Annotated in this window: 23 protein-coding genes; 11 read left to right on the forward strand and 12 right to left on the reverse strand. The window is 65.6% G+C overall.

Translation table 11 applies throughout. The annotated features are described in order from the left end of the window. Window positions 1–31 precede the first annotated feature (31 nt). Window positions 32–2,869 carry an aminomethyl-transferring glycine dehydrogenase gene (gene gcvP / locus LZ585_RS14680; RefSeq protein WP_234854283.1) on the forward strand — a complete coding sequence of 946 codons (2,838 nt, stop codon included), beginning with the start codon at window positions 32–34 and terminating at the stop codon, window positions 2,867–2,869. 39 nt (window positions 2,870–2,908) lie between these two features. Here gcvP and argC read toward each other — a convergent pair whose 3' ends face one another. The 12 genes from argC to LZ585_RS14740 form a co-directional block, all read right to left on the reverse strand. After that, a complete protein-coding gene (gene argC / locus LZ585_RS14685; protein ID WP_234854285.1) occupies window positions 2,909–3,820 on the reverse strand; it encodes an N-acetyl-gamma-glutamyl-phosphate reductase in 912 nt (303 codons plus the stop codon). 65 nt (window positions 3,821–3,885) lie between these two features. Continuing rightward, window positions 3,886–4,215: a DUF779 domain-containing protein gene (locus tag LZ585_RS14690; protein ID WP_234854286.1), complete on the reverse strand. Its 330-nt coding sequence runs from the start codon at window positions 4,213–4,215 to the stop codon at window positions 3,886–3,888. Further along, window positions 4,212–5,270: a DNA topoisomerase IB gene (locus tag LZ585_RS14695; protein ID WP_234854288.1), complete on the reverse strand. Its 1,059-nt coding sequence runs from the start codon at window positions 5,268–5,270 to the stop codon at window positions 4,212–4,214. The genes LZ585_RS14690 and LZ585_RS14695 overlap by 4 nt, the downstream gene beginning before the upstream one ends. A 108-nt stretch (window positions 5,271–5,378) precedes the next feature. Next, the gene (adh, locus tag LZ585_RS14700; RefSeq protein WP_234854289.1) at window positions 5,379–6,905 is read right to left on the reverse strand and encodes an aldehyde dehydrogenase; all 1,527 of its coding nucleotides are present in this window, start codon (window positions 6,903–6,905) and stop codon (window positions 5,379–5,381) included. Window positions 6,906–7,032: 127 nt separating this feature from the next. Next, a complete protein-coding gene (locus LZ585_RS14705) occupies window positions 7,033–7,977 on the reverse strand; it encodes a helix-turn-helix domain-containing protein (RefSeq protein WP_234854290.1) in 945 nt (314 codons plus the stop codon). A gap of 130 nt (window positions 7,978–8,107) precedes the next feature. Then, complete coding sequence (locus LZ585_RS14710) at window positions 8,108–9,202, reverse strand: ISAs1 family transposase (RefSeq protein WP_234854291.1); 1,095 nt, start codon at window positions 9,200–9,202, stop codon at window positions 8,108–8,110. A gap of 71 nt (window positions 9,203–9,273) precedes the next feature. Next, window positions 9,274–10,425: an ABC transporter ATP-binding protein gene (locus tag LZ585_RS14715; protein ID WP_234854292.1), complete on the reverse strand. Its 1,152-nt coding sequence runs from the start codon at window positions 10,423–10,425 to the stop codon at window positions 9,274–9,276. Window positions 10,426–10,449: 24 nt separating this feature from the next. Next, a complete protein-coding gene (locus LZ585_RS14720; protein ID WP_390625078.1) occupies window positions 10,450–11,526 on the reverse strand; it encodes an alpha-amylase family glycosyl hydrolase in 1,077 nt (358 codons plus the stop codon). Window positions 11,527–11,529: 3 nt separating this feature from the next. Then, complete coding sequence (locus tag LZ585_RS14725) at window positions 11,530–12,663, reverse strand: carbohydrate ABC transporter permease (RefSeq protein ID WP_234854294.1); 1,134 nt, start codon at window positions 12,661–12,663, stop codon at window positions 11,530–11,532. Then, complete coding sequence (locus LZ585_RS14730) at window positions 12,663–13,658, reverse strand: carbohydrate ABC transporter permease (RefSeq protein ID WP_234854295.1); 996 nt, start codon at window positions 13,656–13,658, stop codon at window positions 12,663–12,665. The genes LZ585_RS14725 and LZ585_RS14730 overlap by 1 nt, the downstream gene beginning before the upstream one ends. 67 nt (window positions 13,659–13,725) lie before the next feature. Beyond that, entirely contained in the window at window positions 13,726–15,072 is a 1,347-nt protein-coding gene (locus tag LZ585_RS14735) for an ABC transporter substrate-binding protein (protein ID WP_234855852.1), read from the reverse strand. Window positions 15,073–15,165: 93 nt separating this feature from the next. Beyond that, on the reverse strand, window positions 15,166–16,218 hold the full coding sequence (locus tag LZ585_RS14740) for a quinoprotein relay system zinc metallohydrolase 2 (RefSeq protein WP_234854296.1): 1,053 nt from the start codon (window positions 16,216–16,218) through the stop codon (window positions 15,166–15,168). Window positions 16,219–16,354: 136 nt separating this feature from the next. Here LZ585_RS14740 and pqqA point away from each other — a divergent pair, with 136 nt between their 5' ends. The 10 genes from pqqA to LZ585_RS14790 all read left to right on the forward strand — a co-directional run bounded on the left by pqqA (window position 16,355) and on the right by LZ585_RS14790 (window position 24,307). Beyond that, complete coding sequence (pqqA, locus tag LZ585_RS14745; protein WP_076522366.1) at window positions 16,355–16,447, forward strand: pyrroloquinoline quinone precursor peptide PqqA; 93 nt, start codon at window positions 16,355–16,357, stop codon at window positions 16,445–16,447. 71 nt (window positions 16,448–16,518) lie between these two features. Further along, window positions 16,519–17,400 carry a pyrroloquinoline quinone biosynthesis protein PqqB gene (gene pqqB, locus LZ585_RS14750; RefSeq protein ID WP_234854298.1) on the forward strand — a complete coding sequence of 294 codons (882 nt, stop codon included), beginning with the start codon at window positions 16,519–16,521 and terminating at the stop codon, window positions 17,398–17,400. Continuing rightward, window positions 17,397–18,164 (forward strand): pyrroloquinoline-quinone synthase PqqC, encoded by a 768-nt coding sequence (gene pqqC, locus LZ585_RS14755; RefSeq protein ID WP_234854299.1) that lies wholly within the window; start codon window positions 17,397–17,399, stop codon window positions 18,162–18,164. The genes pqqB and pqqC overlap by 4 nt, the downstream gene beginning before the upstream one ends. Next, window positions 18,161–18,496 (forward strand): pyrroloquinoline quinone biosynthesis peptide chaperone PqqD, encoded by a 336-nt coding sequence (gene pqqD, locus LZ585_RS14760; protein WP_234854300.1) that lies wholly within the window; start codon window positions 18,161–18,163, stop codon window positions 18,494–18,496. The genes pqqC and pqqD overlap by 4 nt, the downstream gene beginning before the upstream one ends. Continuing rightward, the gene (gene pqqE / locus LZ585_RS14765; RefSeq protein ID WP_234854301.1) at window positions 18,493–19,629 is read left to right on the forward strand and encodes a pyrroloquinoline quinone biosynthesis protein PqqE; all 1,137 of its coding nucleotides are present in this window, start codon (window positions 18,493–18,495) and stop codon (window positions 19,627–19,629) included. The genes pqqD and pqqE overlap by 4 nt, the downstream gene beginning before the upstream one ends. Before the next feature lie 3 nt (window positions 19,630–19,632). Further along, a complete protein-coding gene (locus LZ585_RS14770; RefSeq protein ID WP_234854303.1) occupies window positions 19,633–20,424 on the forward strand; it encodes a quinoprotein dehydrogenase-associated SoxYZ-like carrier in 792 nt (263 codons plus the stop codon). A 10-nt stretch (window positions 20,425–20,434) separates the two neighbouring features. Beyond that, a complete protein-coding gene (locus tag LZ585_RS14775) occupies window positions 20,435–20,995 on the forward strand; it encodes a cysteine hydrolase family protein (RefSeq protein WP_234854304.1) in 561 nt (186 codons plus the stop codon). 126 nt (window positions 20,996–21,121) lie between these two features. After that, complete coding sequence (locus tag LZ585_RS14780; RefSeq protein WP_234854305.1) at window positions 21,122–21,829, forward strand: response regulator transcription factor; 708 nt, start codon at window positions 21,122–21,124, stop codon at window positions 21,827–21,829. Next, a complete protein-coding gene (locus tag LZ585_RS14785; protein ID WP_234854307.1) occupies window positions 21,826–22,995 on the forward strand; it encodes an FIST N-terminal domain-containing protein in 1,170 nt (389 codons plus the stop codon). Before LZ585_RS14780 ends, LZ585_RS14785 begins: the two co-directional genes overlap by 4 nt. Then, entirely contained in the window at window positions 22,985–24,307 is a 1,323-nt protein-coding gene (locus LZ585_RS14790) for an ATP-binding response regulator (protein ID WP_234854309.1), read from the forward strand. The genes LZ585_RS14785 and LZ585_RS14790 overlap by 11 nt, the downstream gene beginning before the upstream one ends. Window positions 24,308–24,326: the final 19 nt, after the last annotated feature.

Genomic DNA, 24,326 nt, shown 5'->3' on the forward strand with positions numbered 1-24,326 from the left:
AGGCAAAAGCCGCTTTGGAAAGAAGGCGATCATGACCCGCTGGACACCGACCGACTATAATCCCGACGATTTCGCGAACCGCCGCCATATCGGGCCTTCGCCCGCCGAGATGGAGGCGATGCTGAAGGCCGTCGGCGCCGACAGCCTGGATGCGCTGATCGGCCAGACCATCCCCGCGGCGATCCGGCAGGACCAGCCGCTCGACTGGCCTGCGCTGTCCGAGGCGGCGCTTCTGGACCGGATGCGGCAGGTCGCGGCGAAGAACACCGTGATGACCAGCCTGATCGGCCAAGGCTATTACGGCACCGTCACGCCGCCCGCGATCCAGCGCAACATCTTCGAAAACCCGGCCTGGTACACGGCCTATACCCCGTATCAGCCCGAAATCGCCCAAGGCAGGCTGGAGGCGCTGCTGAACTTCCAGACCATGGTGGCCGACCTGACAGGCCTGCCCGTCGCCAATGCCAGCCTGCTGGACGAAGCAACCGCCGCGGCCGAGGCGATGGCCATGGCGCAGCGTCAGTCGAAGTCCAAGGCCGATGCCTTCTTCGTGGCCCATGACCTGCATCCGCAGACGATTTCCGTGATCGAGACGCGGGCCGCCCCCTTGGGCATCCGCATCATCAAGGCCTCCATCGACGATCTGAAGGCGGATGAGGTCTTCGGCGCGATCTTCCAGTATCCGGGCACCTATGGCCATATCCGCGACCTGACGCCCGAGATCGAGACCCTGCACGCGGCGGGCGCGCTTGCGGTCGTGGCGACCGACCTGCTGGCCCTGTGCCTGCTGAAGGAGCCGGGCGCGATGGGCGCCGACATCGCCGTGGGATCTGCGCAGCGTTTTGGCGTGCCGATGGGATATGGTGGCCCGCACGCGGGTTTCATGTCCTGCAAGGACCAGTTGAAGCGCGCCATGCCCGGCCGCATCGTCGGCGTTTCCATCGACGCCAAGGGCAACCAGGCCTATCGCCTGTCGCTGCAGACGCGGGAACAGCATATCCGGCGCGAGAAGGCGACCTCCAACGTCTGCACCGCGCAGGCGCTGCTGGCGGTCATGGCGTCCTTCTATGCCGTGTTCCACGGTCCCGAAGGACTGCGCGCCATTGCCCAGCGGGTGCATCTGCACGCCGTCACCATCGCCAATTCCCTGCGTGCCGCCGGGGCCGAGGTCGCGCCGGATGCGTTCTTCGACACGATCACCGTCAAGGTGGGCGTGGGCCAGCGGGGCATCATGGCTGCCGCCCGCCATCGCGGCATCAACCTGCGCAAGGTGGGCCGCGACCGTGTGGGGGTCAGCGTCGATGAGACGACGGATGCCGGTGTGATCCTGCGGCTGCTGGACGCCTTTGGCATCACCGATGCGGCGGAAGCCGCGACCGAGCCTGCCATCCCCGAGGATCTGCTGCGCGACAGCGACTATCTGACCCATCCGGTCTTCCACATGAACCGCGCGGAATCCGAGATGATGCGCTATATGCGCCGGCTGTCGGACCGCGACTTGGCGCTGGACCGGGCGATGATCCCGCTGGGCAGCTGCACCATGAAGCTGAACGCCGCAGCCGAGATGATGCCGATCACTTGGCCCGAATTCGGCGCGCTGCATCCCTTTGCCCCCGTTGACCAGGCCGCGGGCTATGCCGAGGCGATCGGCGACCTGACCGAGAAGCTGTGCCAGATCACGGGATACGACGCCTTTTCCATGCAGCCCAACAGCGGCGCGCAAGGGGAATATGCGGGGCTTCTGACCATCGCCGCCTATCACAAGGCGCGCGGCGAGGATCGCGATATCTGCCTGATCCCGGTCAGCGCGCATGGCACGAACCCGGCATCCGCGCAGATGTGCGGGATGAAGGTCGTGGTGGTGAAGTCGGCACCCAACGGCGACATCGACCTCGAGGATTTTGCCGACAAGGCGGCTAAGGCTGGCGACAGGCTGGCGGCGGTGATGATCACCTATCCCTCGACCCACGGCGTCTTCGAGGACACCGTGCGCGAGGTTTGCGACATCACCCACAAGCATGGCGGCCAAGTTTATATCGACGGGGCCAACATGAACGCGCTTGTGGGTCTGGTGAAGCCGGGCGAGATCGGCGGCGATGTCAGCCACCTGAACCTGCACAAGACCTTCGCCATTCCGCATGGCGGGGGCGGGCCGGGCATGGGGCCGATCGGCGTCAAGGCGCATCTGGCGCCCTTCCTGCCCGGCGATCCGCGCGAGGATGACAGTGGCGCGGTATCGGCTGCGCCCTATGGCAGTGCTTCGATCCTGCTGATCAGTTGGGCCTATTGCCTGATGATGGGCGGGGCCGGGCTGACGCAGGCGACACGCGTGGCGATCCTGAACGCGAACTATATCGCGAGCCGTCTGGCCGGGGCCTATCCGATCCTGTTCATGGGCAACCGGGGGCGGGTGGCGCATGAATGCATCATCGACACGCGGCCCTTTGCCGAACACGGCGTGACGGTGGACGACATCGCCAAGCGCCTGATCGACAACGGCTTCCATGCGCCGACCATGAGCTGGCCCGTGGCAGGCACGCTGATGGTGGAACCGACCGAGTCCGAGACCAAGGCCGAGATCGACCGCTTCATCACCGCGCTGCTGGCCATTCGGGACGAGATCACCGAAGTGGCCGAAGGACGGATCGCCGCGGACCAAAGCCCGCTGCGCCATGCGCCGCACACGGTCGAGGATCTGGTGGCCGAATGGGACCGTGCCTATTCCCGCGAACAGGGCTGCTTCCCTGCGGGCGCCTTCCGGGTGGACAAGTACTGGCCGCCGGTGGGCCGGGTGGACAACGCCTATGGCGACCGCAACCTGATCTGCACCTGCCCGCCGGTGGAAAGCTATGCCGAGGCGGCGGAATAAGATGGCGGGCACCGGCGCAGGCCGGTGCCGCCTTGCACCTTAAAGGCTGATGCCCTCATCCACGCCCAGCATGATGTTGAGGTTCTGGACCGCCGCGCCGGACGCGCCCTTGCCCAGATTGTCCAGCACTGCGACCACCGTCGCGCAGCCGTTCTGGGCGTCGCCCTGCACGGTGATGCGCAGGCGATTGGCGTTGTTCAGGTCGGTCGGCACGATGCGCGAACCCGCGTCCCGGGCCACTTCGATGAAGCGCTGCCCGGCGTAATGATCCGCCAAGGCCTGCGTCAGGCCGTCCAGCGTGCGGCGGTCGTTCAAGAACAGCGGCACCTGCACCGCCATGCCCTGCGCGAAGTTGCCCACCGCCGGCGCAAAGATCGGCTGGCGCGACAGGCCCGCATGGACCATGATTTCGGGAATGTGCTTGTGACGCTGGTTCAGGCCATAGACGAAATGGGCGGGCGCCGTGCCATCGTCGTATTCGGCGATCAGCGCCTTGCCGCCGCCGGTATAGCCGCTGACGGCATTGATCGACAGCGCCTCGTCCGGCGCGATCAGGCCAGCCGCGACCAGGGGGGCAAGAATGGCAATGGCACCGGTCGAATAGCAGCCCGGGTTGCTGACCAGCCGCGCGCCCGCGATCCGGTCGCGCGCCGCCGCGTTCAGTTCGGGAAACCCGTAAGCCCAGCCTTTGTCCACCCTGTGCGCGGTGGATGCGTCGATGACTCGCGTGTCCAGATCCTTTGCCAGTTCGACCGCCTGCCGCGCAGCATCATCCGGCAGGCACAGGATCGCCACGTCGGCCTGTTCAAAGGCCTCGCGCCGGGCGCCCGCATCCTTGCGGCGGTCGGGGTCGATGGTGATCAGGCGGATGTCGTCGCGCGTTTCCAGCCGCTCGCGGATTTGCAGCCCCGTGGTGCCTGCCTCGCCGTCGATGAAAACGCTGTATGCCATGAAATGACCCCCGATGATGTCGGGGCGTTATAAGGGACGGCTGGCGTCCTGCCAATCAGCCCCGATCAGATCCGGCAGATTTCCGACCGGGTGAGAAAGCGTTTTTCCCGCCCGTTGTCCAGGCTGAACATCCCCCCGCGCCCCGGCACCACGTCGATGACCAGATCCGTATGCGCCCAGGCCTCGGCCTGGGAAGCGCTGATGTAAAAGGGTGCCCCGCCGATCTCTCCCAGCTTCACGTCGCGTTCGCCGACGCGGAAATCGCCCTGGGGATAGCACATGGGCGAGGATCCGTCGCAACAGCCGCCCGACTGGTGGAACAGGACCGGGCCGTGATCGGCGGTAATTTCGGCGATCAGGTCAAGGGCGGCGGGGGTGGCCGTAACCGTGCTCATGTCTTCAGCCTTTTCTTCAGGAACTCCAGCACCTGCCGTTCCTCGGGGCGCAGGCCGGGCTGTTGCAGATCGTCGGCGATTTCGTCCTGCAATTCCAGCTTCAACTCGTCCGCCAGATAGGAATCGATCACCTGGGGATGGACATAGCATTTGCGGCAGATGGTCGGCGTGTTGCCAAGGCGTGCCGAGACCCGCTCGATCGCCTCGCGGATGTTGCGCTTGGCTGCGGCCTGGCTGTCGCAAGCCTCGAATTCCGCCAGGGCCAGGGCGGCCAGGACGGTTCCGGTCCAGGTGCGGAAATCCTTGGCGGTGACGTTCTGGCCCGAGATCTCGCGCAGATAGGCGTTCACCTCGGTCGAAGTGATCTTTTGCCGTTCGCCGTTCTCGTCCAGGTACTGGAACAGGTGCTGGCCTGGAATGTCCTGGGCGGCGCGCACGATGCGGGCCACGCGGCGGTCCTTCAGCCCCAGATCCCACTCCTTGCCCGACTTGCCCTTGAAGCGGAAACGCAGCTGGTTGCCGTCGATCTTGACATGGCGGTCGCGCAGCGTGGTCAGGCCATGCGACTTGTTCTGCTTGGCGTAATCGGCGTTTCCCACCCGGATCATGGTGTTTTCCAGAAGGTGGACGACCGTCGCCAGCACTTTTTCGGCGGGCATCCCACGCCGGGACATATCCGCATCCACGCGTTCGCGGATCTGCGGCAGGACATGGGCGAATTCCAGCATGTGGTCGTATTTGGCGCTGTCGCGCACCGCGCGGAAATCGGGGTGATAGCGGTATTGCTTGCGCCCCTTGTCATCGCGTCCCGTGGCCTGGATATGGCCGCGCGGATCGGGGCAGATCCAGACCTCGGTATAGGCGGGGGGAATCGCCAGCGATGCCAGCCGCTTGCGTTCCGCCTTGTCGGTGATCGCCTTGCCGTCAGGGCCGCGATAGCTGAAGCCCTTGCCCGCGCGGATTCGCGTGATGCCCGGCATATCGTCATTGACGTAGACAAGCCCGGCCTCTCGGGCGGCGTCATGCGGGTCGGAAATGATGGCATCCTTGGGCATGGCTGCGGATCCGAATGCGGAAAGTCTGTCGCATCAACGCCAAGGGACGCGGTTGGTTGCGCAAGGAATGGGGCGGGTCTTGCGCGGCCCGCCCCCCGTTTCACGGGATCAGAAGAAGCCCAGTTTCTTGGGCGAGTAGCTGACCAGCATGTTCTTGGTCTGCTGATAGTGATCCAGCATCATCTTGTGGTTCTCGCGCCCGATGCCCGACTGCTTGTAGCCGCCAAAGGCCGCATGGGCCGGATAGGCGTGATAGCAGTTGGTCCAGACACGTCCTGCCTTGATCGCGCGGCCAAAGCGATAGCAGGTGTTCGCATCGCGCGACCAGATGCCCGCGCCCAGACCGTAGAGCGTGTCATTGGCGATCGACAGAGCCTCGTCCTGGTCCTTGAAGGTGGTCACGGACACGACAGGTCCGAAGATCTCCTCCTGGAAGATGCGCATCTTGTTGTTGCCGCGGAACACGGTCGGCTTGATGTAATAGCCGCTGGACAGTTCCCCGCCATGATCGGCCGCCTCGCCGCCGATCAGCACTTCGGCACCTTCCTTGCGGCCGATGTCGAAGTAGGAAAGGATCTTTTCCTTTTGCTCGGACGATGCCTGTGCGCCGATCATGGTGGCTGCGTCGCGCGGGTCGCCCTGCTTGATCGCCTCGACGCGTTTCAGGGCGCGTTCCATGAAGCGGTCATAGATCGATTCCTGGATCAGCACGCGCGACGGGCAGGTGCAGACCTCGCCCTGGTTCAGCGCAAACATCGCAAAGCCTTCCAGCGCCTTGTCGAAGAAATCGTCGTCCTGGCGCAGCACATCCTCGAAGAAGATGTTGGGGGACTTGCCGCCCAGTTCCAGCGTGACCGGGATCAGGTTCTCGGACGCATACTGCATGATCAGCCGCCCGGTCGTGGTTTCCCCGGTAAAGGCGATCTTGGAGATGCGCGGGTTCGACGCCAGCGGCTTGCCGGCTTCCAGCCCGAAGCCGTTGACGACGTTCAGCACGCCCGGCGGCAGCAGGTCGGCGATCAGGTCCATGAAGACCATGATGCTGGCGGGCGTCTGTTCGGCAGGCTTCAGCACAACGCAGTTGCCTGCGGCAAGCGCGGGCGCCAGCTTCCACACCGCCATCAGCAGCGGGAAGTTCCACGGGATGATCTGGCCCACCACGCCCAGCGGTTCATGGAAGTGATAGGCGATGGTGTCGTTGTCGATTTCCGAAATGCCGCCTTCCTGCGCGCGCAGGACACCGGCAAAGTAACGGAAGTGGTCAACGGCCAGCGGCAGGTCGGCGGCCATCGTCTCACGGATGGGCTTGCCGTTGTCCCAGGTTTCCGCCGTCGCCAGCAGTTCCAGGTTCTGTTCCATCCGGTCGGCGATGCGCAGCAGCACCAGCGACCGTTCGGCGGCGGAGGTCTGGCCCCACTTGTCCTTGGCAGCATGGGCTGCATCAAGCGCGGCTTCGATATCCTCGGCGCCCGACCGGGCGATCTCGCCGATTTCGGCCCCGGTGATGGGCGTGGTGTTGGTGAAGTAGCGGCCCGATTTCGGCGCCGTCCACTGCCCGCCGATGAAGTTGTCGTAACGCTTGGCAAAGGGCATCACGCCCACGCCCTTGAACTCGTGCGTCTGGTCGTTCGGCATATCTTCCTCCTCTGGATTTTGCCCGAAGTCTCCCTCTCCGGGTATGGGTGACAGCTTGGCGTGACGGCGATTCGTTTCAACCGCCTTGGGGCGCCCCAACGCCGAAGTTGTCTCATTCGTGAGACAGTCAGCCGGTTTTTTCCGCCAACCCCAGCCGTGCCATGCGGCGATACAGCGTCGCCCGCCCGATCCCCAGGGCGCGTGCGGCGGCCGATACATTGCCATCGGTGCGGGCAAGGGCACGAGCCACGGCCGCGCGCTCGGCCTTGTCAAAGCCGGTCAGGTCGTCGCCACGCCCCAGCAGGTCGGCCGCCGGGCGGGGCCGGATCGCCCCTTCGCGTTCCAGGCCCAGGGCACGGCGCGCCGCGCGAGTCGCGCCAATGGCCAGGTCGTCCTTGTCCACGGCCAGCAGGACCGCTGCATCGGGCGTATCATCGGCCACCACGATGCGCGCATCGGGGAAGCTTGCGCGAAAGAACACGGCCTCGATCGCCCGAGCGGTCTGCGCCACCTGGGCAGAGATCAGGCGGTTGTATCGTTCGGTCTGGTCGGCGCGGGCGGAACTGACATCCAGGGCCGCCAGCAGCAGCCCGTCCGGCCCCCAGATCGGCGCGTCCATGCAGGACATGGCCGTGTTGCGGGTGTGGAAATGTTCGTCGCGGTGGATCGTGACCTGCCGCCCCTCGGCCAGGCAGGTGCCGATGCCGTTGGTGCCTTGGGCCGCCTCGGACCAGATTGCCCCCTGCCACAAGCCCCAATCGCGGAATTGTTCAGCGTCGGCCCCGTTCACCCGCTGGTCCAGGACCACCCCATTCGCATCGGTCAGCAACACGTTGCAGCCCGACAATCCGACCAGGTTGAACAACTGGTCCAGTTGCGGGCCGGCCACGCGCAGGAACGGATCCATGGCCTGCCTGCGCTGGCTCAGTTCCTCGAGGGTCAGGCGCTCGGGGCGGCGGGCATCGGAAGGATCAAGCCCGTGTTTCAGAAGCGACCGCCGCCACGACGCGGCAAGCGCCGAGGTCGCGGAATTGGACTGGGATTTCTGGGCGACGTAATCGGCGTGACGCATACCGGGCCGGCTCCTCCTCGGTCGGTAGCGGTTATCATAGCACGCAGGGGTGCAATTGGACCAAGGGCTAATTGCGGCTCAGGCGGGAACGGGCGCAGCCGTCGTCCGGGGCAGGGCAATCGCATATGGCTCATGGTGCTAAGTTGTTGAGCACGCTGCGGAGGAAGTCGTCGTCCCAGCCGGCTCGCTTGAGCTTGATGGAGAGGGAGCCGTTCGAGGTGTCCCTGCGCATGACGTCGAGGGCGCGGCGGCGCAGGACCGCGATGTTGCCGGGGCTGTTATCCTTGCGGTTGCGCGCGGCGTCCTCGCGGAAAGAGACATCAAGCTGCCAGTGCAAGGCGTTCTCGATGGCCCAGTGGGCGCGCACGGTGGCCAGCAGAACGTCCGGCGTCGGCATCCACGACAGCGCGAAGTATCGCGTCTCCGAGCTTGTGCCCGTGGCCGTTTCTCGCGTCGCCTCGACCCGACCGAAGGCCTTGAGAGCGGGGAAATCATGATGCTCTGCCAGATCCCTGGCCCCGACTACGACTGCCGTTCGGACCTCCGTCCGACCGTGACCGGCATCTTTGGTGACGGCAGTGGCGTGGCCGTCCTTCACCCTGCCGAAACAGGCCCGTGCATCAGACAGGAGCGAGTCCTGGTTGGCCTTGAGCGCCAGGCACCAGTCGCCGCCGCCGGCGTTGATCGCCGCAACCGTGCGGCGATTGCAGTGGAGCGCATCCGCCGTCACCACCTTACCCTTGAGCGCGATCAACCCGAGCGCCTCGATCGCGGCTTCCAGTTCCGTGCCCCGATCGGCCGGCACGCTGGCCAGGGTCAGGCGCAGCCGCGCCGCGTAGGCCGAGACCATCATCCGCGTCCGCGCGCTCTCGCCCGCGTGCCGGGCGCCGCGCAGGGCCTTGCCGTCGATGGCGATCACATCGCCCTCGCGCAGGAGCGCCGCAACATCGGCCAGCACCCGGCCAAAGGCGGCGTCGAGCGCCTTTGGATCGATCATCCGGAAAACGGCCGAGAAGGTGTCGTGCGACGGAACCGCATGCCTGAGCTTCAGGAAGCCTCTGAAAACGCGTTCCTTCGCACGACCGAAGGCGGCCATTTCGGCGCAGGATGAGGCACCGCACAGCACCGACACAAAGGCGATGACGAGCAACTCGCCAAGGTCATGTCGGATGTTCCCGGCGCGGGGATCGGGAACATCTTCGAAGGCGGTCAGGAACAGATGCATGGCGGCGGGAGGCTCCGAGGGATGGGTCCACTCCCAGAATCCATCAAGCCCTCAGCCGCAAGGGGCGCCGCTCAGATTGCCAAGGTCATATGCGATTCCCCTGTCGTCCGGGGACGGTATGGGGGCAAATCCGTCCCGTCGCGATACAGCAGCGATTTGCCGTCGTGGAACAAATGCAGCGCCGCCGGATCGGCCGTCAGGCGAACCGTCTTGCCGTTCAGGCCGGGATGGATGCCCGGCAGCTTGGCGATGATCGGGGCGGTGTCGCCCTGCGTGCCGAAATAAAGCAAGGTCACCTCGCCAAGGGCCTCGGTCAGATCGACGGTGCCTTGGAAGATCGCGGGTCCGGCCGTTTCGCGCATATCCTCGGGGCGGACGCCGATGTTGACGGCCATACCCTCGTCGCCCGCCCGGGTCGCGATCGCCACAAGCGCGATGCCGCCGCCGTCAAGCTGCACGGTGGTGGTGGCACCGGTGGCGGTGACGCGGCCCGGCAGCAGGTTCATGGCCGGGCTGCCGATGAACTGGGCCACGAATTCACTGACCGGGCGTCCATACAATTCCAGCGGCGCCCCCACCTGGGCGATGCCGCCGCCCGCCAGCACCACGATGCGATCGGCCAGGGTCATCGCCTCGGTCTGGTCATGGGTCACATAGATCATCGTGCGGTCGGGCATGGAGGCCTTCAGTTGCGCGATCTCGATCCGGGTGGCGACGCGCAGCGCGGCGTCCAGGTTCGACAGGGGCTCGTCGAACAGGTAGACCTTGGGATCGCGCACGATGGCCCGGCCGATGGCGACCCGCTGGCGTTGACCGCCCGATAGCGCCTTGGGCAGGCGGTCCAGATAGGGGGTCAGTTGCAGCATCCGGCCGGCGCGGTCGGTGGCCTCCTGCACCTCGGCCCTGGACTTGCCGGCGATCTTCAGCGCGAAGGCCATGTTGTCGCGCACCGTCATGTGCGGATACAGGGCATAGGACTGGAACACCATGGCGATGCCCCGCTGGCTGGGCGGGATGTCGTTCATCCGCTGCCCGTCGATCTCCAGCGTGCCGCCGCTGATCCGTTCCAGCCCCGCGATCATTCGCAGCAGCGTGGATTTCCCGCAGCCTGAGGGGCCGACGAAGACGATGAATTCGCCCGACCGGATGTCCAGGTCGATGTGTCGCAACACCTGCACCTCGCCATAGGACTTGGCAATATCGGTCAGTTTCAGGTCGGCCATCGTCTTTCCCCCTTTTGAACCCTATCACTCGATGATCTGGACCTGCCATGGCCGCAGACCCCCCACTTCCTCGGCCGACAGGTTGGCGCGGATTTGCAAGGATTGCTGGCTGTCGGCGCGGTTGAAGGTCAGGACCGGCCCTTCGGCATGAATGTCGGTCATGTCGCCGCCCCGCAGCGCCGAATGCTTGCGCCGCAGCCCGATGGCCCAGCGGTAATGGTGCAGCACGGATTGCGCGTCGGCTTCCTGGCCCTCAAGCAGTTCCAGCGATCGTTCGCTGTCGCCGATCTCGCCGATGACGGCCGCGCCATATTGGCGCAGCAGCGCCGCGAAGCGTTCGAGGAAGGCGATGTTCTCGGGCTGCGACTTGTCGTATCTGTGGCTTTGGTGGTTGTAGGGGTTCACGGCAGGCGCGGTGTCGGCCTTGCGCAATTCCCTAGGCAGGGGCGGGTTGTCGCGCAACTGCGCGTCGTGGAAATAGAAGTTGACGGTATTCAGCCGGAAGCCGTCCACGCCCCGGTCCAGCCAGAACCGCGCCATCTCCAGCAGTTCGTCCTGGACCTGGGGGTTGTTGAAGTTCAGGTCGGGTTGCGAGGCCAGGAAATTGTGCAGATAATACTGTTCGCGCCGGGCATCCCACTGCCAGGCCGATCCGCCGAAGATCGACAGCCAGTTGGTGGGCGGCGTGCCGTCGGGCTTGGGATCGGCCCAGACATACCAGTCCGCCTTCGGATTGTTGCGGCTGGCGCGGCTTTCCGCGAACCAGGGATGCTGGTCCGAGGAATGCGACATCACCAGGTCGATCATCACCTTCAAGCCCAGTTCATGGGCGCGGGCGATCAGGGCGTCGAAATCCTCCATGTCGCCGAACAGGGGGTCGATGCCGCGGTAATCGGACACGTCATAGCCGAAATCCTTCATCGGCGACGTGAAGAAGGGCGAGATCCAGACCGCATCCACGCCCAGCGACGCGACATAGGGCAGGCGCTGCGTGATGCCCGGCAAATCGCCGATCCCGTCGCCCGTCGTGTCCTGGAAACTGCGCGGATAGATCTGATAGATGACCCCACCCTTCCACCAGTCGATTTTCACGTCCGTCAAGTTTCATCCACCTTTCACGGACCCGGCCAGAAGGCCGCGGACCAGATATTTCTGCATCGCGAAGAACACGATCAGCGGCACCGCGATGGAAATGAAGGCCGAGGTTGCAAGGATTTCCCATTCCCCGCCCTTGGACCCCATCAGCTCGCGCAGCACGCCGGTCATGACCAGTTGTTCGCGCGTGTTGCCAAGGAACACGGTGGCGACCAGCAGGTCGTTCCAGACCCACAGGAACTGAAAGATGGCAAAGGACGCCAATGCCGGGAACGACAGCGGCAGGATGATCTTGCGGAAAATCTGGAACTCGGTCGCGCCGTCCACGCGGGCGGATTCAATGACCTCTCGGGGCAGGCCGACCATGTAGTTGCGCAGCAGGTATATCGCCAAGGGCAGGCCGAAGCCGGTATGGGCCAGCCAGATGCCCAGGTATCCCTTGCCGATGCCCAGTTCGTTGTGCAGCCGCAAAAGCGGGATCAGCGCCACCTGCAAGGGCACGACCAAGAGGCCCACCACGGCGGCGGTCAGCAGGGCGCGGCCCGGAAACTCCATCCAGGCCAAGGCATAGGCGGCAAAGGCCGCGATCAGGATCGGGATCACGGTCGCGGGGATGGTCACGGTCAGCGTGTTCATGAACGCCCGGCCCAGTCCCTCGGCGGTCAGCACGCGATTATAATTCTCGGTGGTCAGTCGGGCGGGCGCGCCGGTGGTGACAAAGATCCGCTCGCCCCTGCGCATCTCGAAGGGCGTGTCCGAGGTCATGCGATAGCTGCCGTCCTCGGCAACGGTGACCTGCCAGCCGTCGCCGATCTCGGCCGTGTCGCCGGGCGCAAAGGCTGCCGGCTCGCGGGCGCGGGTGCCCCAGCCGATCAGGTTCTGGCCTTCCTCAAGGACGCTGCCCTCGATGACATATTGCCCGTCCTGCTGGACCGCGTCGTCGCCCGTGCCGGTGCGCACGAAGCCCGTGGCCTCTTGCGGCGAAAAGGACTGCCACCAGCCCGAGGTCAGAATCTGGTCGCGGTCGCGAAAGGACGACACCAGAAGCCCCAGCGTCGGGATCGTCCACAACAGCACCAGCAGGAAGGCGGCGATGTTGACCGCCCAGACCAGGCTTGATTTCTGTCCGGCCATGCCTTCCATCAGCGGACCTCCCGGCGGGCGTTGACGATGTTCCAGATCATGATGGGGGTCACCAGGGCCATCAGGATGATGGCGATGGCCGATCCGCGCCCGTAATCGGGCGTGCCGCGGAACATCCAGTCATACATCAGGTTCGCCAGCACCTGCGTGCCCCATTGCCCGTTGGTCATCACGAAGACGATATCGAAGACCTTGAGGACCACGATGGTGATGGTGGTCCAGACCACAGCGATGGTGCCCATGATCTGCGGCACCTTGATCTTGAAGAACACCTGCCAAGGGGATGCGCCGTCCAGGATCGCGGCCTCGACGGTTTCCTCGGGGATGCCGCGCAGGGCGGCGGACAGGATCACCATGGCGAAGCCTGTCTGGATCCAGACCAGCACGATCATCAGGAAGAAGTTGTTCCAGGGGATCAGCGTCAGCCACAGTTGCGGATCGCCCCCCAGGGCCTGCACGATGGCGTTCAGCAGCCCGATCTGGTTTTCCTCCGGAGCGCGGTATTCATAGATGAACTTCCAGATCACGCCCGCGCCGACAAAGCTGATCGCCATAGGCATGAAGATCAACGACTTGCCGATGCTGCCCCATTTCAGCCGGTCGGTCAGCTGCGCGGCAATCAGCCCGAACAGCGTGGACAGCGCCGGCACGACCAGCAGCCAGACCAGGTTGTTGCGCATGGATTCGCGGAACTTGCCGTCGTTCAGCAGCCAGGCGTAATTGGATCCGCCCACGAAATCGGTGCCCCGCGCATTGTGGACGGACCGCCACAGGCTGTCGAAGATCGGATAAACCAGGTAAACGCCCAAGAACAGGATCGCCGGTCCCAGAAACAGCCAAGGCCGGATCTGGCCCGCCTTGCGGATATTGTCTCCCGCATTCGGGCCGCGCGGGGGATAGATGCGGTCCAGGATCAGGTTCGATCCCCAGAACCACGCGACGCAGCCGAAGACGCCGATCAGGATCGTGCTGATGGCCAGCCAGAACAGTTCCATGTCGATGCCCCCCGGTCAAACAAGCGCGGCGTCGATCCGCCGCGCCAGAACGTCACCTTTCAGGGCGTCACTTCAGCGTGGCCCAGGTCTGCTGGATGCGGTCCGCGACATCCTGCGCGGATGCGCCGCCCACGAAATCGACCATGCCGGTCCAGAAGGCCCCCGCGCCGACCGAGCCGGGCATCAGGTCGGATCCGTCGAACCGGAAGGTGGTCGCATCCAGCAGGATCTGGCCCATCTTGCGCTGTGTCTCGCTGGCATAGGCGTCCATGTTCACCCCCGTATGGGGCGTGGTGAACCCTGACTGCGCCATCCACAATTCATGCGCGGCGGGGGTTTTCAGGAACTCGACAAAGGCCATGGCGACCGGGTTGTCCGAAAACACCCCGAACAGCGTGCCGCCGCCCAGCACCGGCTGGCCCAGACTGCCATCGGCGGGGGCGGGGAAATAGAAGAAGTCGTAATCCTCGCCCTCGACGGTGTCCTCGGGAAAGAAGGACGGGATGAAGCTTGCCTGCCGGTGCATATAGCAGCCGGGCGGACTTTCGAACAAACCCTTCGGGCTTTCGCGGAAATCGTTCGACGCGACCGAAGCCGCGCCGCCCGCGACATAATCCTCGTTCTTGGCGAACCAGCCGAATTCATCGATGGCGGCGATGACCTTGGGATCGTTGAAGGGAAGGGCGTTGGTGGTCCAGGCGTCGTAATCTTCGGGCGTGTTCAGGCGCAGCATCAGATCCTCGACCCAGTCGGTCGCGGGCCAGCCTGTCGCGCCCCCGGATGCCAGGCCGATGCACCAGGGGGTTTCCCCATCGGCGGCGATCTGTTCGGTCAGCGCCTTCAGATCCTCGTAGGTCTCGGGGATCTCGTATCCCGCATCCTCGAAATTCTCGGGGACATACCAGACCAGCGATTTCACGTCGGCCTTGTAGGGAAAGGCGAACATCTTTTCCGCCCCGTCCTCGCCGGCATAGGTGCCAAGCGCGGCCCAGCTGTCGCCCGCCGCGTAATTGTCGCGCACCCATTGCGCGGTGTCCTCACCCAGGTCGCGCAGGTAACCCTTGGCCGCCAGCTCGGCCGCCAGCCCCGGCTGCGGCAGCACCGCGATGTCGGGGGGCGATCCGGCCTCGCTGTCGATGACGATCTGCTGTTCGAAGCTGTTCGACCCGGAATAGTTGACGGTCGCACCCGTCGCATCCTCGAAATAGGCCATGATCGAGGTGAACAGCGCCTGGTCCGCGCCCAGCCAGGGCGCCAGGATCGTCACGCTCTGGCCGCTGATATCGGCATGGGCCGCGCCAAAATCCTCCAGGCTTTTCCAGTTGATGCGATCATCGCTGCCCTTTTCGATCACCAGTTGCGCCTGCGCCCCCCCGGCCATCAGCGCAGCCAAGGCCACGGTCGTGTAAAACATTGTCCTCACGTCTTTTCCCCTCCCCAGGGTTCGCAACCTGCGTGCGAGCCTTTTGCGCGATGGTCGCTTGACAAGACCCGCCCTGTCAAACCCTTACTCCCATTCCAGTTCCTTGAAGGCGGCGGTCGCATCGCGCGCGGCGGATTCGGGAAAGGACGCCCAGTCGGCGGCAAAGGGCTGCAGACCGGCGACAATGGCGGGCACTGCCTGGGACATGGGCAGCCCCGCCCGGATCGCCTGGCGCGTCTGCCGGGCCAAGGCGGCCAGGAAATCCTGCTGCGCCCCCACGGCCTGCGGCCAGTCCGCAGCGACCGGCCCGTGACCCGGCACGACGGGACCGGTGGTCCGGGGGCCGTCCATCCAGTCCAGCCAGCCCGGCAGGGATCCGTCCACGATGGGCGTCAGCCCGCGAAACACCAGATCGCCCGCGAACAAGGTGCCCGTCGCGCTGTCGCGCACCGTCAGGTCGTTGTCGCTGTGCGCGGGGCCGGTGGCGGTCAGGGTCAGGACGCGTCCGCCCAGGTCGATCTCCTGCCTGTCCGCGACCGCGACATCGGGCAGGACGACCCGCGTGCCGATCATCGGTCCCGGCCCGTAAAGCCCGATAAGGTTGTCCAGATAAACCGGCCCGCGGCTTTCCAGCGCGTCGCCCAGCCGGGCATGGCCGACGATGACGGCGCCTGCCTCGGCAAGAACCTCGGCCCCGAAGGCGTGGTCGGGGTGCATATGGGTAACGATCAGGTGGCTGATCGGCTTGTCGCTGACGGCCCGGATCGCCGCGAACAAGGCCTGCCCCTGTGCGCGGGATGCGCCCGCGTCAATCACCGCGATGCTGTTATCCCCCACCACAAAGCCCAAGTTGGCGATCCAGCCGTCCGGGCTGTCCTCGAACTGGGCCACCTGGCCGATGTGAACATGGATGCCATCGGCCACCTGGTCCACCGCCAGGGCAGGCAGGTCGTCCAGATCCGTGCAGGTCAGGCCGCCGTCTTGCAGGTCGGACCGCTCCACCAGCCAGTCGCTGGCGATTCGCAAAGCGTCGTTGTTGCACTCGGCCAAGGTGGCATATGGCTGGCCGACCAATGTCACCGGGGCGCAGACCTGCGGATCGGCGGCCAGGCAGGCGGATAAAACGGCAAGGATCATTTCCATATTTTCCCGGATTTGGGCCGAATGTCCAACTTTTCGTGACCTGCGACCTTAGTCGTGTTGAAACGCGTTGTTGCTGGTCTAACATGATAGGCAGTCGCCATCATGGCGGCCGTGGATTTGGAGGAAATGCATGGCTTGGACGAAACCCACCCTGAAGGAAATTGCCTGCGGCATGGAAATCAACATGTACGCACCGGCAGAGGACGAACCGGTCCTGTTCTGAGGCATCCGCTTCAGGCATCATGAACGGCCCCGTCCGATACCCTCGGGCGGGGTCTTTTCGTCAGGGACATCATGAAGATCATTCTGCTGGGGGCCGGGGCCGGCGGCGGGCTGCCGCAATGGAACTGCGGCTGCGACAACTGCAATGCCGCGCGGGCCGGACGGATTCCGGCGATGACGCAAAGCTCGGTCGCGGTCAGCGCGGACGGGCGCAACTGGGCAATCCTGAACGCATCGCCCGACATCCGGGTCCAGCTTGCGGCCACGCCCGCGCTGCATCCGACGGGGCTGCGGGATATGCCGCTGCATTCGGTTCTGGTGACAAACGGCGATATCGACCATGTGGCGGGGCTGCTGACGCTGCGCGAATCCCAGGCCTTCGTGCTGTATGCGACGCCCGCGATCCATGACGTGCTGGCGGACAACCCCATGCTGGGGGCCTTGCGCGGCGATCTGGTGGCGCGCGAGCCCGTGGCCTTGGACCAGACCGTCACCATCGCGCCGGGCCTGGACGCCACGCTGTTCGCCGTGCCGGGCAAGGTGCCCCTGTACCAGGAAGGCGCCGTGGTCGAAACGGGCCTGGTGGGCGAAACGACGGTGGGGGTCGAGCTGGCGGCGAACGGGCGCCGTGCCCTGTATATTCCGGGCTGCGCGGAATTGCCCGGCTGGCTGGTGGACCGCATCGGGGGGGCGGATCTTTTGATGTTCGACGGCACCTTGTGGGACGATGACGAGATGATCCGCATGGGCCTGGGGCAAAAGACCGGGCGCCGCATGGGCCATATGCCGGTGGTGGAAACCATCGCTGCCATGCGCGAGCTGCCCGTGGGACGCCGGGTCTTCGTCCACATGAACAATTCCAATCCGCTGACCGATCCGGCCAGCGTTCAGACGCGCGAAGCAGAAGCCAGCGGCTGGCAGGTCGGCCGTGACGGAATGGAGATCACGCTGTGAAGGACGCCTTTTCAGTATCGGGGCAAGATCAGGCGCAATCGCGCGAGGATTTCGAGGCCCGGCTGCGCGCCATCGGCGCCCAACGCTATCACGACCGCCATCCGTTCCACGAACGCCTGCATGGCGGCCATTGCACCCCGGACGAGGTTCGGGCCTGGGTCATCAACCGCTGGATGTACCAGTCGCGCATCCCCATGAAGGACTCGGCCTTCATGTCGCGGGTCGAGGATCCCGACCTGCGCCGCGCCTGGCGCAAGCGGATCGAGGATCACGACGGCGGCGTTTCCGAAGGCGGCGGCATCCGCCGCTGGCTGGCGCTTGCACAGGCGGTGGGGCTGGACCCCGATTACGTCGCAAGCGGCGTGGGGATCATGCCCGCCACGCGCTTTGCGGTAGACGCTTATGTCCGTTTCGTGCGGGATATGCCGCTGCTGGACGCGGTGGCGGCCAGCCTGACGGAACTGTTCGCGCCCAGGATCCACGCCCAGCGAATCGAGGGGCTTCTGGCCCATTACGATTTCGCCGATGACAGCAGCCTGTCCTATTTCAAGAAGCGCCTGACCGAGGCGCCCGAGGATGTCAAATTCGGCCTGGATTATGTGCTGACCAACGCCGACACCAAGGAAAAGCAGGATGCGGCGGCGGCGGCGCTGACCTTCAAGACCGACGTGCTGTGGGCGCAGCTTGATGCCTTGTGGCACGGCTATGTCGAGGGCAATGTCCCGCCGGGCGCCTGGCGGTCGGGCGAAGGGATGGCGCCATGACCGCCCAGCCAGCCAGCATCCGGCCAGCCCCCGCCCCCCCTGCGCCGCTGATCGGCCCGGACGACATTCCCTATCTGCCGCGCGGGGTGCGGCTGGCTGACGACCGAGTGCGCGGCATCCGCGTGTTGCAGGCCCCCGAACGGGCGATGCAACTGGACGCCATCGGCGATGCGATCCTGTCGGAACTGGACGGCACCCGTTCCATGAAGGCCATCGTCAGCGGCCTTGCCGCGCGCTATCATGCGCCCGAAGACCAGATAGGTGGCGATGTGCGCGATTTCCTGACCGGTCTGATCGAACGGCGGATGGTTTTCCTCAGGAGGGATCCATGAAGGACCAGCAAAGCCAACCTCGCGACCTGGACGGAAACCCCGTCACCCCCGGCCTGCCCATGGCCATGCTGGCCGAGGTGACGCACCGCTGTCCGCTGGCCTGCCCTTATTGTTCCAACCCTGTGGAACTGACCCGCGCCGCGCAGGAACTGACGGCCGACGATTGGGGCCGCGTGTTCCGGCAGGCGGCCGATCTGGGCGTCTTGCAGGTCCATATCTCGGGCGGGGAACCGGGCGCGCGGCGCGACCTGGCGCAGATCGTGGGTCATGCGCGGGATGCGGGGCTGTATGTGAACCTGATCACCTCGGGCATCGGCATCACCCGCGCGCGGCTGGAGGAACTGGACCGCGCTGGCGTCGATCATGTGCAGCTGTCCTTGCAGGGCATCCGCCCCGACATGGCCGACCGGATCAGCGGCCATCCCGGGTCCTGGGACAAGAAGATGGGCTTTGCCCAATGGGTCAAGGACATCGGCTTTCCCCTGACGATCAACGCCGTGGTCCACCGCCAGAACCTGGAACGCCTGCCCGACATGATCGAGTTGGCCGAAACCCTTGGCGCACGCCGGATCGAGGTCGCGACCGTGCAATTCCACGGCTGGGCGGAGCTGAACCGCAAGGCCTTGATGCCCACGCGCGAACAGGCGGTCTTTGCCCGGGCGGTGGTGAATGAGGCGCGCATCCGTCTGCGCGGGCGGATGGTCATCGACTATGTCCCCGCCGATCACCATTCCATCTATCCCAAGGCCTGCATGGGCGGCTGGGGATCCACGGGCCTGAACGTCGCGCCCGACGGTACGGTCCTGCCTTGCCATGCCGCGCAGACGATCAAATGGATGCGCTTTGAAAACGTCCGGGACACCTCTCTGGGCGAAATCTGGCATGGGTCCGACAGCTTCAACGCCTTTCGCGGCACCGGCTGGATGCCGGAACCCTGCCAAAGCTGCGACCGCAAGACGATCGACTTCGGCGGTTGCCGCTGCCAAGCCATGGCGCTTGCGGGGGATGCGCGGGCGACCGATCCCGTCTGCTCGCTGTCGCCCCTGCATGGTCAGGTCGTGGCCCGGGCCGAGGCCGATGCGGGCGCGGACACCGCCGACCTGATCTATCGCCGCATGAAGAAGGGAGAGTAAGCGATGAAGGCCCATATCCTTGCCGCACTGCTTCTGGCCACGCCCGTCTTGGGCGGACCCGCTGCGGCGCAGGACAACCCGCTGCAAAACTCGGCCGCCTGGGACGATCTGCGTGATTCCGTCCTGGGCCTGGCGGCGGATGTGCCGCTGGATCTGGCGGTCCTGGATCTGGATGCCCCCGTGCGTGCGCACGAGGCCGCCATTGTCCCGATCCGCCTGACCCAGCCCCCTGGCGCCCCCGCGGTGCAGGCCGTGACATTGGTCATCGACGAGAACCCCGCCCCCGTAGCCGCCGAATACACCTTTGGTCCCGCCATGGCGCCGCTGGATTTCGAATTCCGGGTCCGGGTGGACAGCTATTCCGACGTGCGCGCCATTGCCGATACCGGCAACGGCAACCGGGTCATGGCAGGCCGCTTCGTCAAGGCATCGGGCGGCTGTTCGGCGCCTGCCGGCAAGGACATGGCGGCGGTGGAAGCCACCATGGGCCAGATGCGCTGGCGCACGGACAGCCAGAACGGACGCCAGATCGGCACGCTGATGATCCGGCATCCGAACTTTTCGGGCCTGCAGCGCGATCAGCTGACGCTTCTGAACATTCCCGCCCATTTCATCGACCGGCTGGAGGTGCGCCAGGGCGACGACCTGCTGTTCACCCTGCACGCCGGGATTTCCATCAGCGAGGATCCGGTGTTCCGCTTTGCCTATGATCCCAATGGACAGCCGATCCACGTCCATGCCGAGGATACCGACGGCAACACCTGGGACCAGACCTTTGAAGCCGTCAATGGATAAGGAAGCCGCCATGACCAAACGCGCCACCATCGCCGTCGATATCCAGAACGACTATTTCCCCGGCGGGAAATTTCCGTTGGAGGGGATGGAGCAGGCCGCCGAAAGGGCGCGCGCCGTGCTGAATGCCGCGCGGGACCGTGGCGATCTGATCGTTCATGTGCGCCACGAGTTTCCCGATGCCTCGGCGCCGTTCTTCCACCCCGGCAGCGAAGGGGCAAACATCAATCCCGCCGCGGCCCCGCAGGGGAACGAGATCATCGTGACCAAGAACCAGGTCAACGCCTTCAAGGATACCGATCTGAAGCGCATCCTGGACGACAACGGCATCGAGCAGGTCGTGATCGTCGGCGCCATGAGCCATATGTGCATCGACGCGGCCACCCGCGCCGCGTCCGACCTGGGTTATCAAACCACGGTGATCTCGGACGCCTGCGCGACCCGGGATCTGGAATTCCAGGGAACCACCGTGCCCGCAGCCCAGGTCCATGCCGCCATGATGAGCGGGCTTGCCTTTGGCTATGCCACTGTAACGGATGCGAAAGACTGGATTGCGGGCCAGTCTGCGGGCTGAACGGCGCCTGTCGGCGGACCACGACCTTTGTCGCAGAAGCAGGCTTGCTTTGCGCAAGCAGTGCCCTACACTTGAACAGGAATGCCGCAGGGGGGTGACTGCGGCACCATCCGAGGAGGATATCTCATGACAGCCGCAGCCATGCAGGCCCGTTCGCCGCAGACGCCACGGCAAAGCGCCGATCAGGTGCGTGAAATTCTGATCGTGGACGACCACCCGCTGATGTGCGACGCGCTTGCGCTGACCCTGAAGATCAGCTTCGGCCTGAAGAACGTGCGCACCGCGCGCAGCCTGGGCGCGGCCCTGGACGGGATCAAGGCGCAGGGTGCCCCGGACGCGGTGATCCTGGATCTGAACCTGCCCGACGCGCGCGGGTCCGAAGGCATCGTGACGCTGCGCCGCCAATTGCCTGACGTGCCCATCACGATGATTTCCGCCGACATGGACGGTGCCATGATCGGGGCCGCGATGGCGGCGGGGGCGCAGGGCTATATCAGCAAGTCCCTGGGCCGAGAGGCCCTGGTGGACAGCCTGCGCCGGATGTGGGAGGGCGAACGCGTCACCCCCGAAGGCTATGCCCCCGACCAGGCCGATGCGGATGACGGGGCCAAGGCGGAACTGGCCCGGCGCTTTGCCACCCTGACGCCGCAGCAGATGAAAATCCTGCGGCTGATCTGCCAGGGCAAGGCGAACAAGGAAATCAGCTATGACCTGTCCATCGCCGAGGCGACGGTAAAGACCCACATCACCGCCATCATGTCCAAGATCAACGCTCGCCGCCGCACCCAGGCGGTGCTGCTTGCCAACACGGTCCGTCTGTTCGAGGCGGGATGATGGATACCGGCCCGGCTGCGAAGGAGGGCGCCACCGGGCCGGTGGCCGTGCAGGCCGACCGCAAGGGGGCCGATCCCGGCCGTGTCCTGCTGGACGGCCTGCGCGGAGCCGATCCGGGCCTGGTCCTGGTCTTTGGCGCCGATGGTTCGGACCTGACTGCGCTTGACGCCGTGCTGCGGGCGGGCCTGCCCGACCGCTGCGTGATCGCGGGCTGTTCGTCCGCCGGTGAAATCGGGCCTGCGGGCTATGCCACGGACAGCATCGTGGCCATCGGCTTTCCTTCGGCCCACTTTCGCGCCACGGCCTTGGTCCTGCCGCGCCTGGATTCCCTGCCGGTATCGGACTGGATGGCGGCGCTGCGACGCCTGCACGCGGGCTTTGGTCCCGACCCGCAGCGGTCGCTGTTCGGGTTGCTGCTGGTCGATGGGCTGGCCGGTCAGGAAGACGTGCTTGTCGCCACCATCGACGCGGCCCTGCCGTCGGTGCCCACCCTGGGCGGGTCGGCAGGCGACGGCTTGTCGTTCCGCCAGACCTGGCTGCTGGCCCAGGGCCAGGTCATCACCAATGCCGCCGTCTTCCTGCTGGTCGAAACGGATCTTGCCGTCAGCGAAGTCACCTTCGCCCATTTCAGCCCGACCGCCACCCGCGTGGTCGTCACCGCCGCCATCCCCGAAAAACGCCGCATCCTGGAACTGAACGCCGAACCGGCGGCGGCCGAATATGCCCGTCTGACCGGCATCGCCCCCGATGCGCTGACGCCCAGCGAATTCGCCCGCCATCCATTGCTGCTGCGCATGGGCCGCCATCATCATGTCCGCGCCATCAGCGCGCAGACGGAGGATGGCGGGCTTTCGCTGATGTCGGCCATCGACACCGGGACCGTTCTGACCCTTGGCCGGGCCGAGGACATGACCCAGGGCTTTGCCGAGGCGCTGGCATCCCTGCCCCGTCCGCCGCTGATGGTGCTGGGCTTCGACTGCATCCTGCGCCGCCTGGCCCTGGAACGCGAAGGCCTGGGCGACCAGATGTCCGACCTGCTGATCCGCTATCGGGTGGCGGGCTTCAATACCTATGGCGAACAGCACAGCGGGATGCACGTGAACCAGACCTTCGTGGGCCTGGCCTTCATGCCGGGCACCGATCCGACGGCCCCCCGTGCTGCGTGACGACGACAGCAACGAACGCCGGATCGACAAGCTGGTGCGCATCAACCAGGTTCTGATCGACCGCATCGATCGACTGGAGGAATCGCGCGGATCCGCCTGGTCGATGTTCCAGGCCGCCGTGGCCCTTGAACAAGAGGTGATGGCCCGCACCCGCGACCTGGAACGCGCGCTTGCCGACCTGTCGCAGCGCAACCGCGAACTGGCTGTGGCCCGCGCCAGTGCGGAAGAAGCGAACCGCTCCAAGACGCGCTTCCTGCGCGCGGCCAGCCATGACCTGCTGCAACCCTTGTCGGCGGCGCGGCTATTCCTGTCGATGCTGACCGACACGCCGATGACCGAACTTCAGTCCGAACTGACCGGCCGGCTGGGGGGCGCCTTTGAATCGGTGGAACAGTTGATGCACGCGGTCCTGGACATCTCTCGCCTGGACAGCCAGCGGATCGAGTTTCACCGCCAGCCTGTCCCCTTGGGCGAATTGTTCCGCAAGCTGGCCATCGAATACGCCCCCCTGGCCGAGGCCAAGGGGCTGCGGATGTCCTTTGTGCCGACCGATGCCGTTGTCGAAAGCGACCCGGTGTTCCTGCGTCGGATTGCGCAGAACCTGGTGTCGAACGCCATCAAGTACACCCATCGCGGCGGCGTGGTGGTGGGGGCGCGCAAACGCGGGGTGCTGTGCTGGCTGTGCGTCTATGACACGGGCGTGGGCATTCCTGCCGTGGACCGCAACCGGATATTCGACGAGTTTCAGCGCCTTGGAAACGACGCCCGCATCCCCGGCATGGGCCTGGGCCTGTCCATCGTGCGCCGCGCCTGCGCAAAGCTGGATCACCCGATCCGCCTCGATTCCGAGGCGATGCGCGGCACGGTGTTCCGCGTGGGCCTGCCCCTTGTGCAGCGCGACGGCCCGGCCTGCCCCGACAGGCCCGCCCGCGCCACCCTGCCCCTGCGCGGGCGCGTGGCCTTGGTGGTGGAAAACGACCAGGGGATGCAGCGCGGATACGAGATGATCCTGCGTGACCGGCTGGGCATGGTGGCCCGCGTCACCAGCGGCACGGCCGAGGCCCTGGCGACCATGGGCGACGATCCGCCCGATGTGATCCTGGCCGATTACGCCCTGGAAAACGGCGATACCGGCGTTCATGCCATCGCGGCATTGCGCCAGTCGGCGGGGCAGGCGATTCCGGCGGTGATGGTTACCGCGCATCGCGATCCCCAGATCGCCCGCAGCTGCGCGGCCATGCAGGTGCATCTGATGGAAAAGCCCGTTCGCCCCGGGGAGCTGGCCGAGATTCTGGGCGAGATCCTGGCATGAACTGCGACCAAAGGCCGAT

It is taken from the genome of Paracoccus everestensis, assembly GCF_021491915.1.
Taxonomy (GTDB): Bacteria; Pseudomonadota; Alphaproteobacteria; order Rhodobacterales; family Rhodobacteraceae; genus Paracoccus; species Paracoccus everestensis.

Coding starts and splice junctions, on each gene's coding strand:
- pqqB (WP_234854298.1), top strand. CDS start 16,519: ATGAAGATCATTCTGCTGGGGGCCGGGGCCGGCGGCGGGCTGCCGCAA.
- LZ585_RS14725 (WP_234854294.1), bottom strand. CDS start 12,663: ATGGAAGGCATGGCCGGACAGAAATCAAGCCTGGTCTGGGCGGTCAAC.
- LZ585_RS14730 (WP_234854295.1), bottom strand. CDS start 13,658: ATGGAACTGTTCTGGCTGGCCATCAGCACGATCCTGATCGGCGTCTTC.
- pqqD (WP_234854300.1), top strand. CDS start 18,161: ATGACCGCCCAGCCAGCCAGCATCCGGCCAGCCCCCGCCCCCCCTGCG.
- LZ585_RS14705 (WP_234854290.1), bottom strand. CDS start 7,977: ATGCGTCACGCCGATTACGTCGCCCAGAAATCCCAGTCCAATTCCGCG.
- LZ585_RS14690 (WP_234854286.1), bottom strand. CDS start 4,215: ATGAGCACGGTTACGGCCACCCCCGCCGCCCTTGACCTGATCGCCGAA.
- LZ585_RS14695 (WP_234854288.1), bottom strand. CDS start 5,270: ATGCCCAAGGATGCCATCATTTCCGACCCGCATGACGCCGCCCGAGAG.
- LZ585_RS14770 (WP_234854303.1), top strand. CDS start 19,633: ATGAAGGCCCATATCCTTGCCGCACTGCTTCTGGCCACGCCCGTCTTG.
- adh (WP_234854289.1), bottom strand. CDS start 6,905: ATGCCGAACGACCAGACGCACGAGTTCAAGGGCGTGGGCGTGATGCCC.
- pqqA (WP_076522366.1), top strand. CDS start 16,355: ATGGCTTGGACGAAACCCACCCTGAAGGAAATTGCCTGCGGCATGGAA.
- LZ585_RS14775 (WP_234854304.1), top strand. CDS start 20,435: ATGACCAAACGCGCCACCATCGCCGTCGATATCCAGAACGACTATTTC.
- argC (WP_234854285.1), bottom strand. CDS start 3,820: ATGGCATACAGCGTTTTCATCGACGGCGAGGCAGGCACCACGGGGCTG.
- gcvP (WP_234854283.1), top strand. CDS start 32: ATGACCCGCTGGACACCGACCGACTATAATCCCGACGATTTCGCGAAC.
- pqqE (WP_234854301.1), top strand. CDS start 18,493: ATGAAGGACCAGCAAAGCCAACCTCGCGACCTGGACGGAAACCCCGTC.
- LZ585_RS14785 (WP_234854307.1), top strand. CDS start 21,826: ATGATGGATACCGGCCCGGCTGCGAAGGAGGGCGCCACCGGGCCGGTG.
- LZ585_RS14710 (WP_234854291.1), bottom strand. CDS start 9,202: ATGCATCTGTTCCTGACCGCCTTCGAAGATGTTCCCGATCCCCGCGCC.
- LZ585_RS14780 (WP_234854305.1), top strand. CDS start 21,122: ATGACAGCCGCAGCCATGCAGGCCCGTTCGCCGCAGACGCCACGGCAA.
- LZ585_RS14735 (WP_234855852.1), bottom strand. CDS start 15,072: ATGTTTTACACGACCGTGGCCTTGGCTGCGCTGATGGCCGGGGGGGCG.
- LZ585_RS14740 (WP_234854296.1), bottom strand. CDS start 16,218: ATGATCCTTGCCGTTTTATCCGCCTGCCTGGCCGCCGATCCGCAGGTC.
- LZ585_RS14715 (WP_234854292.1), bottom strand. CDS start 10,425: ATGGCCGACCTGAAACTGACCGATATTGCCAAGTCCTATGGCGAGGTG.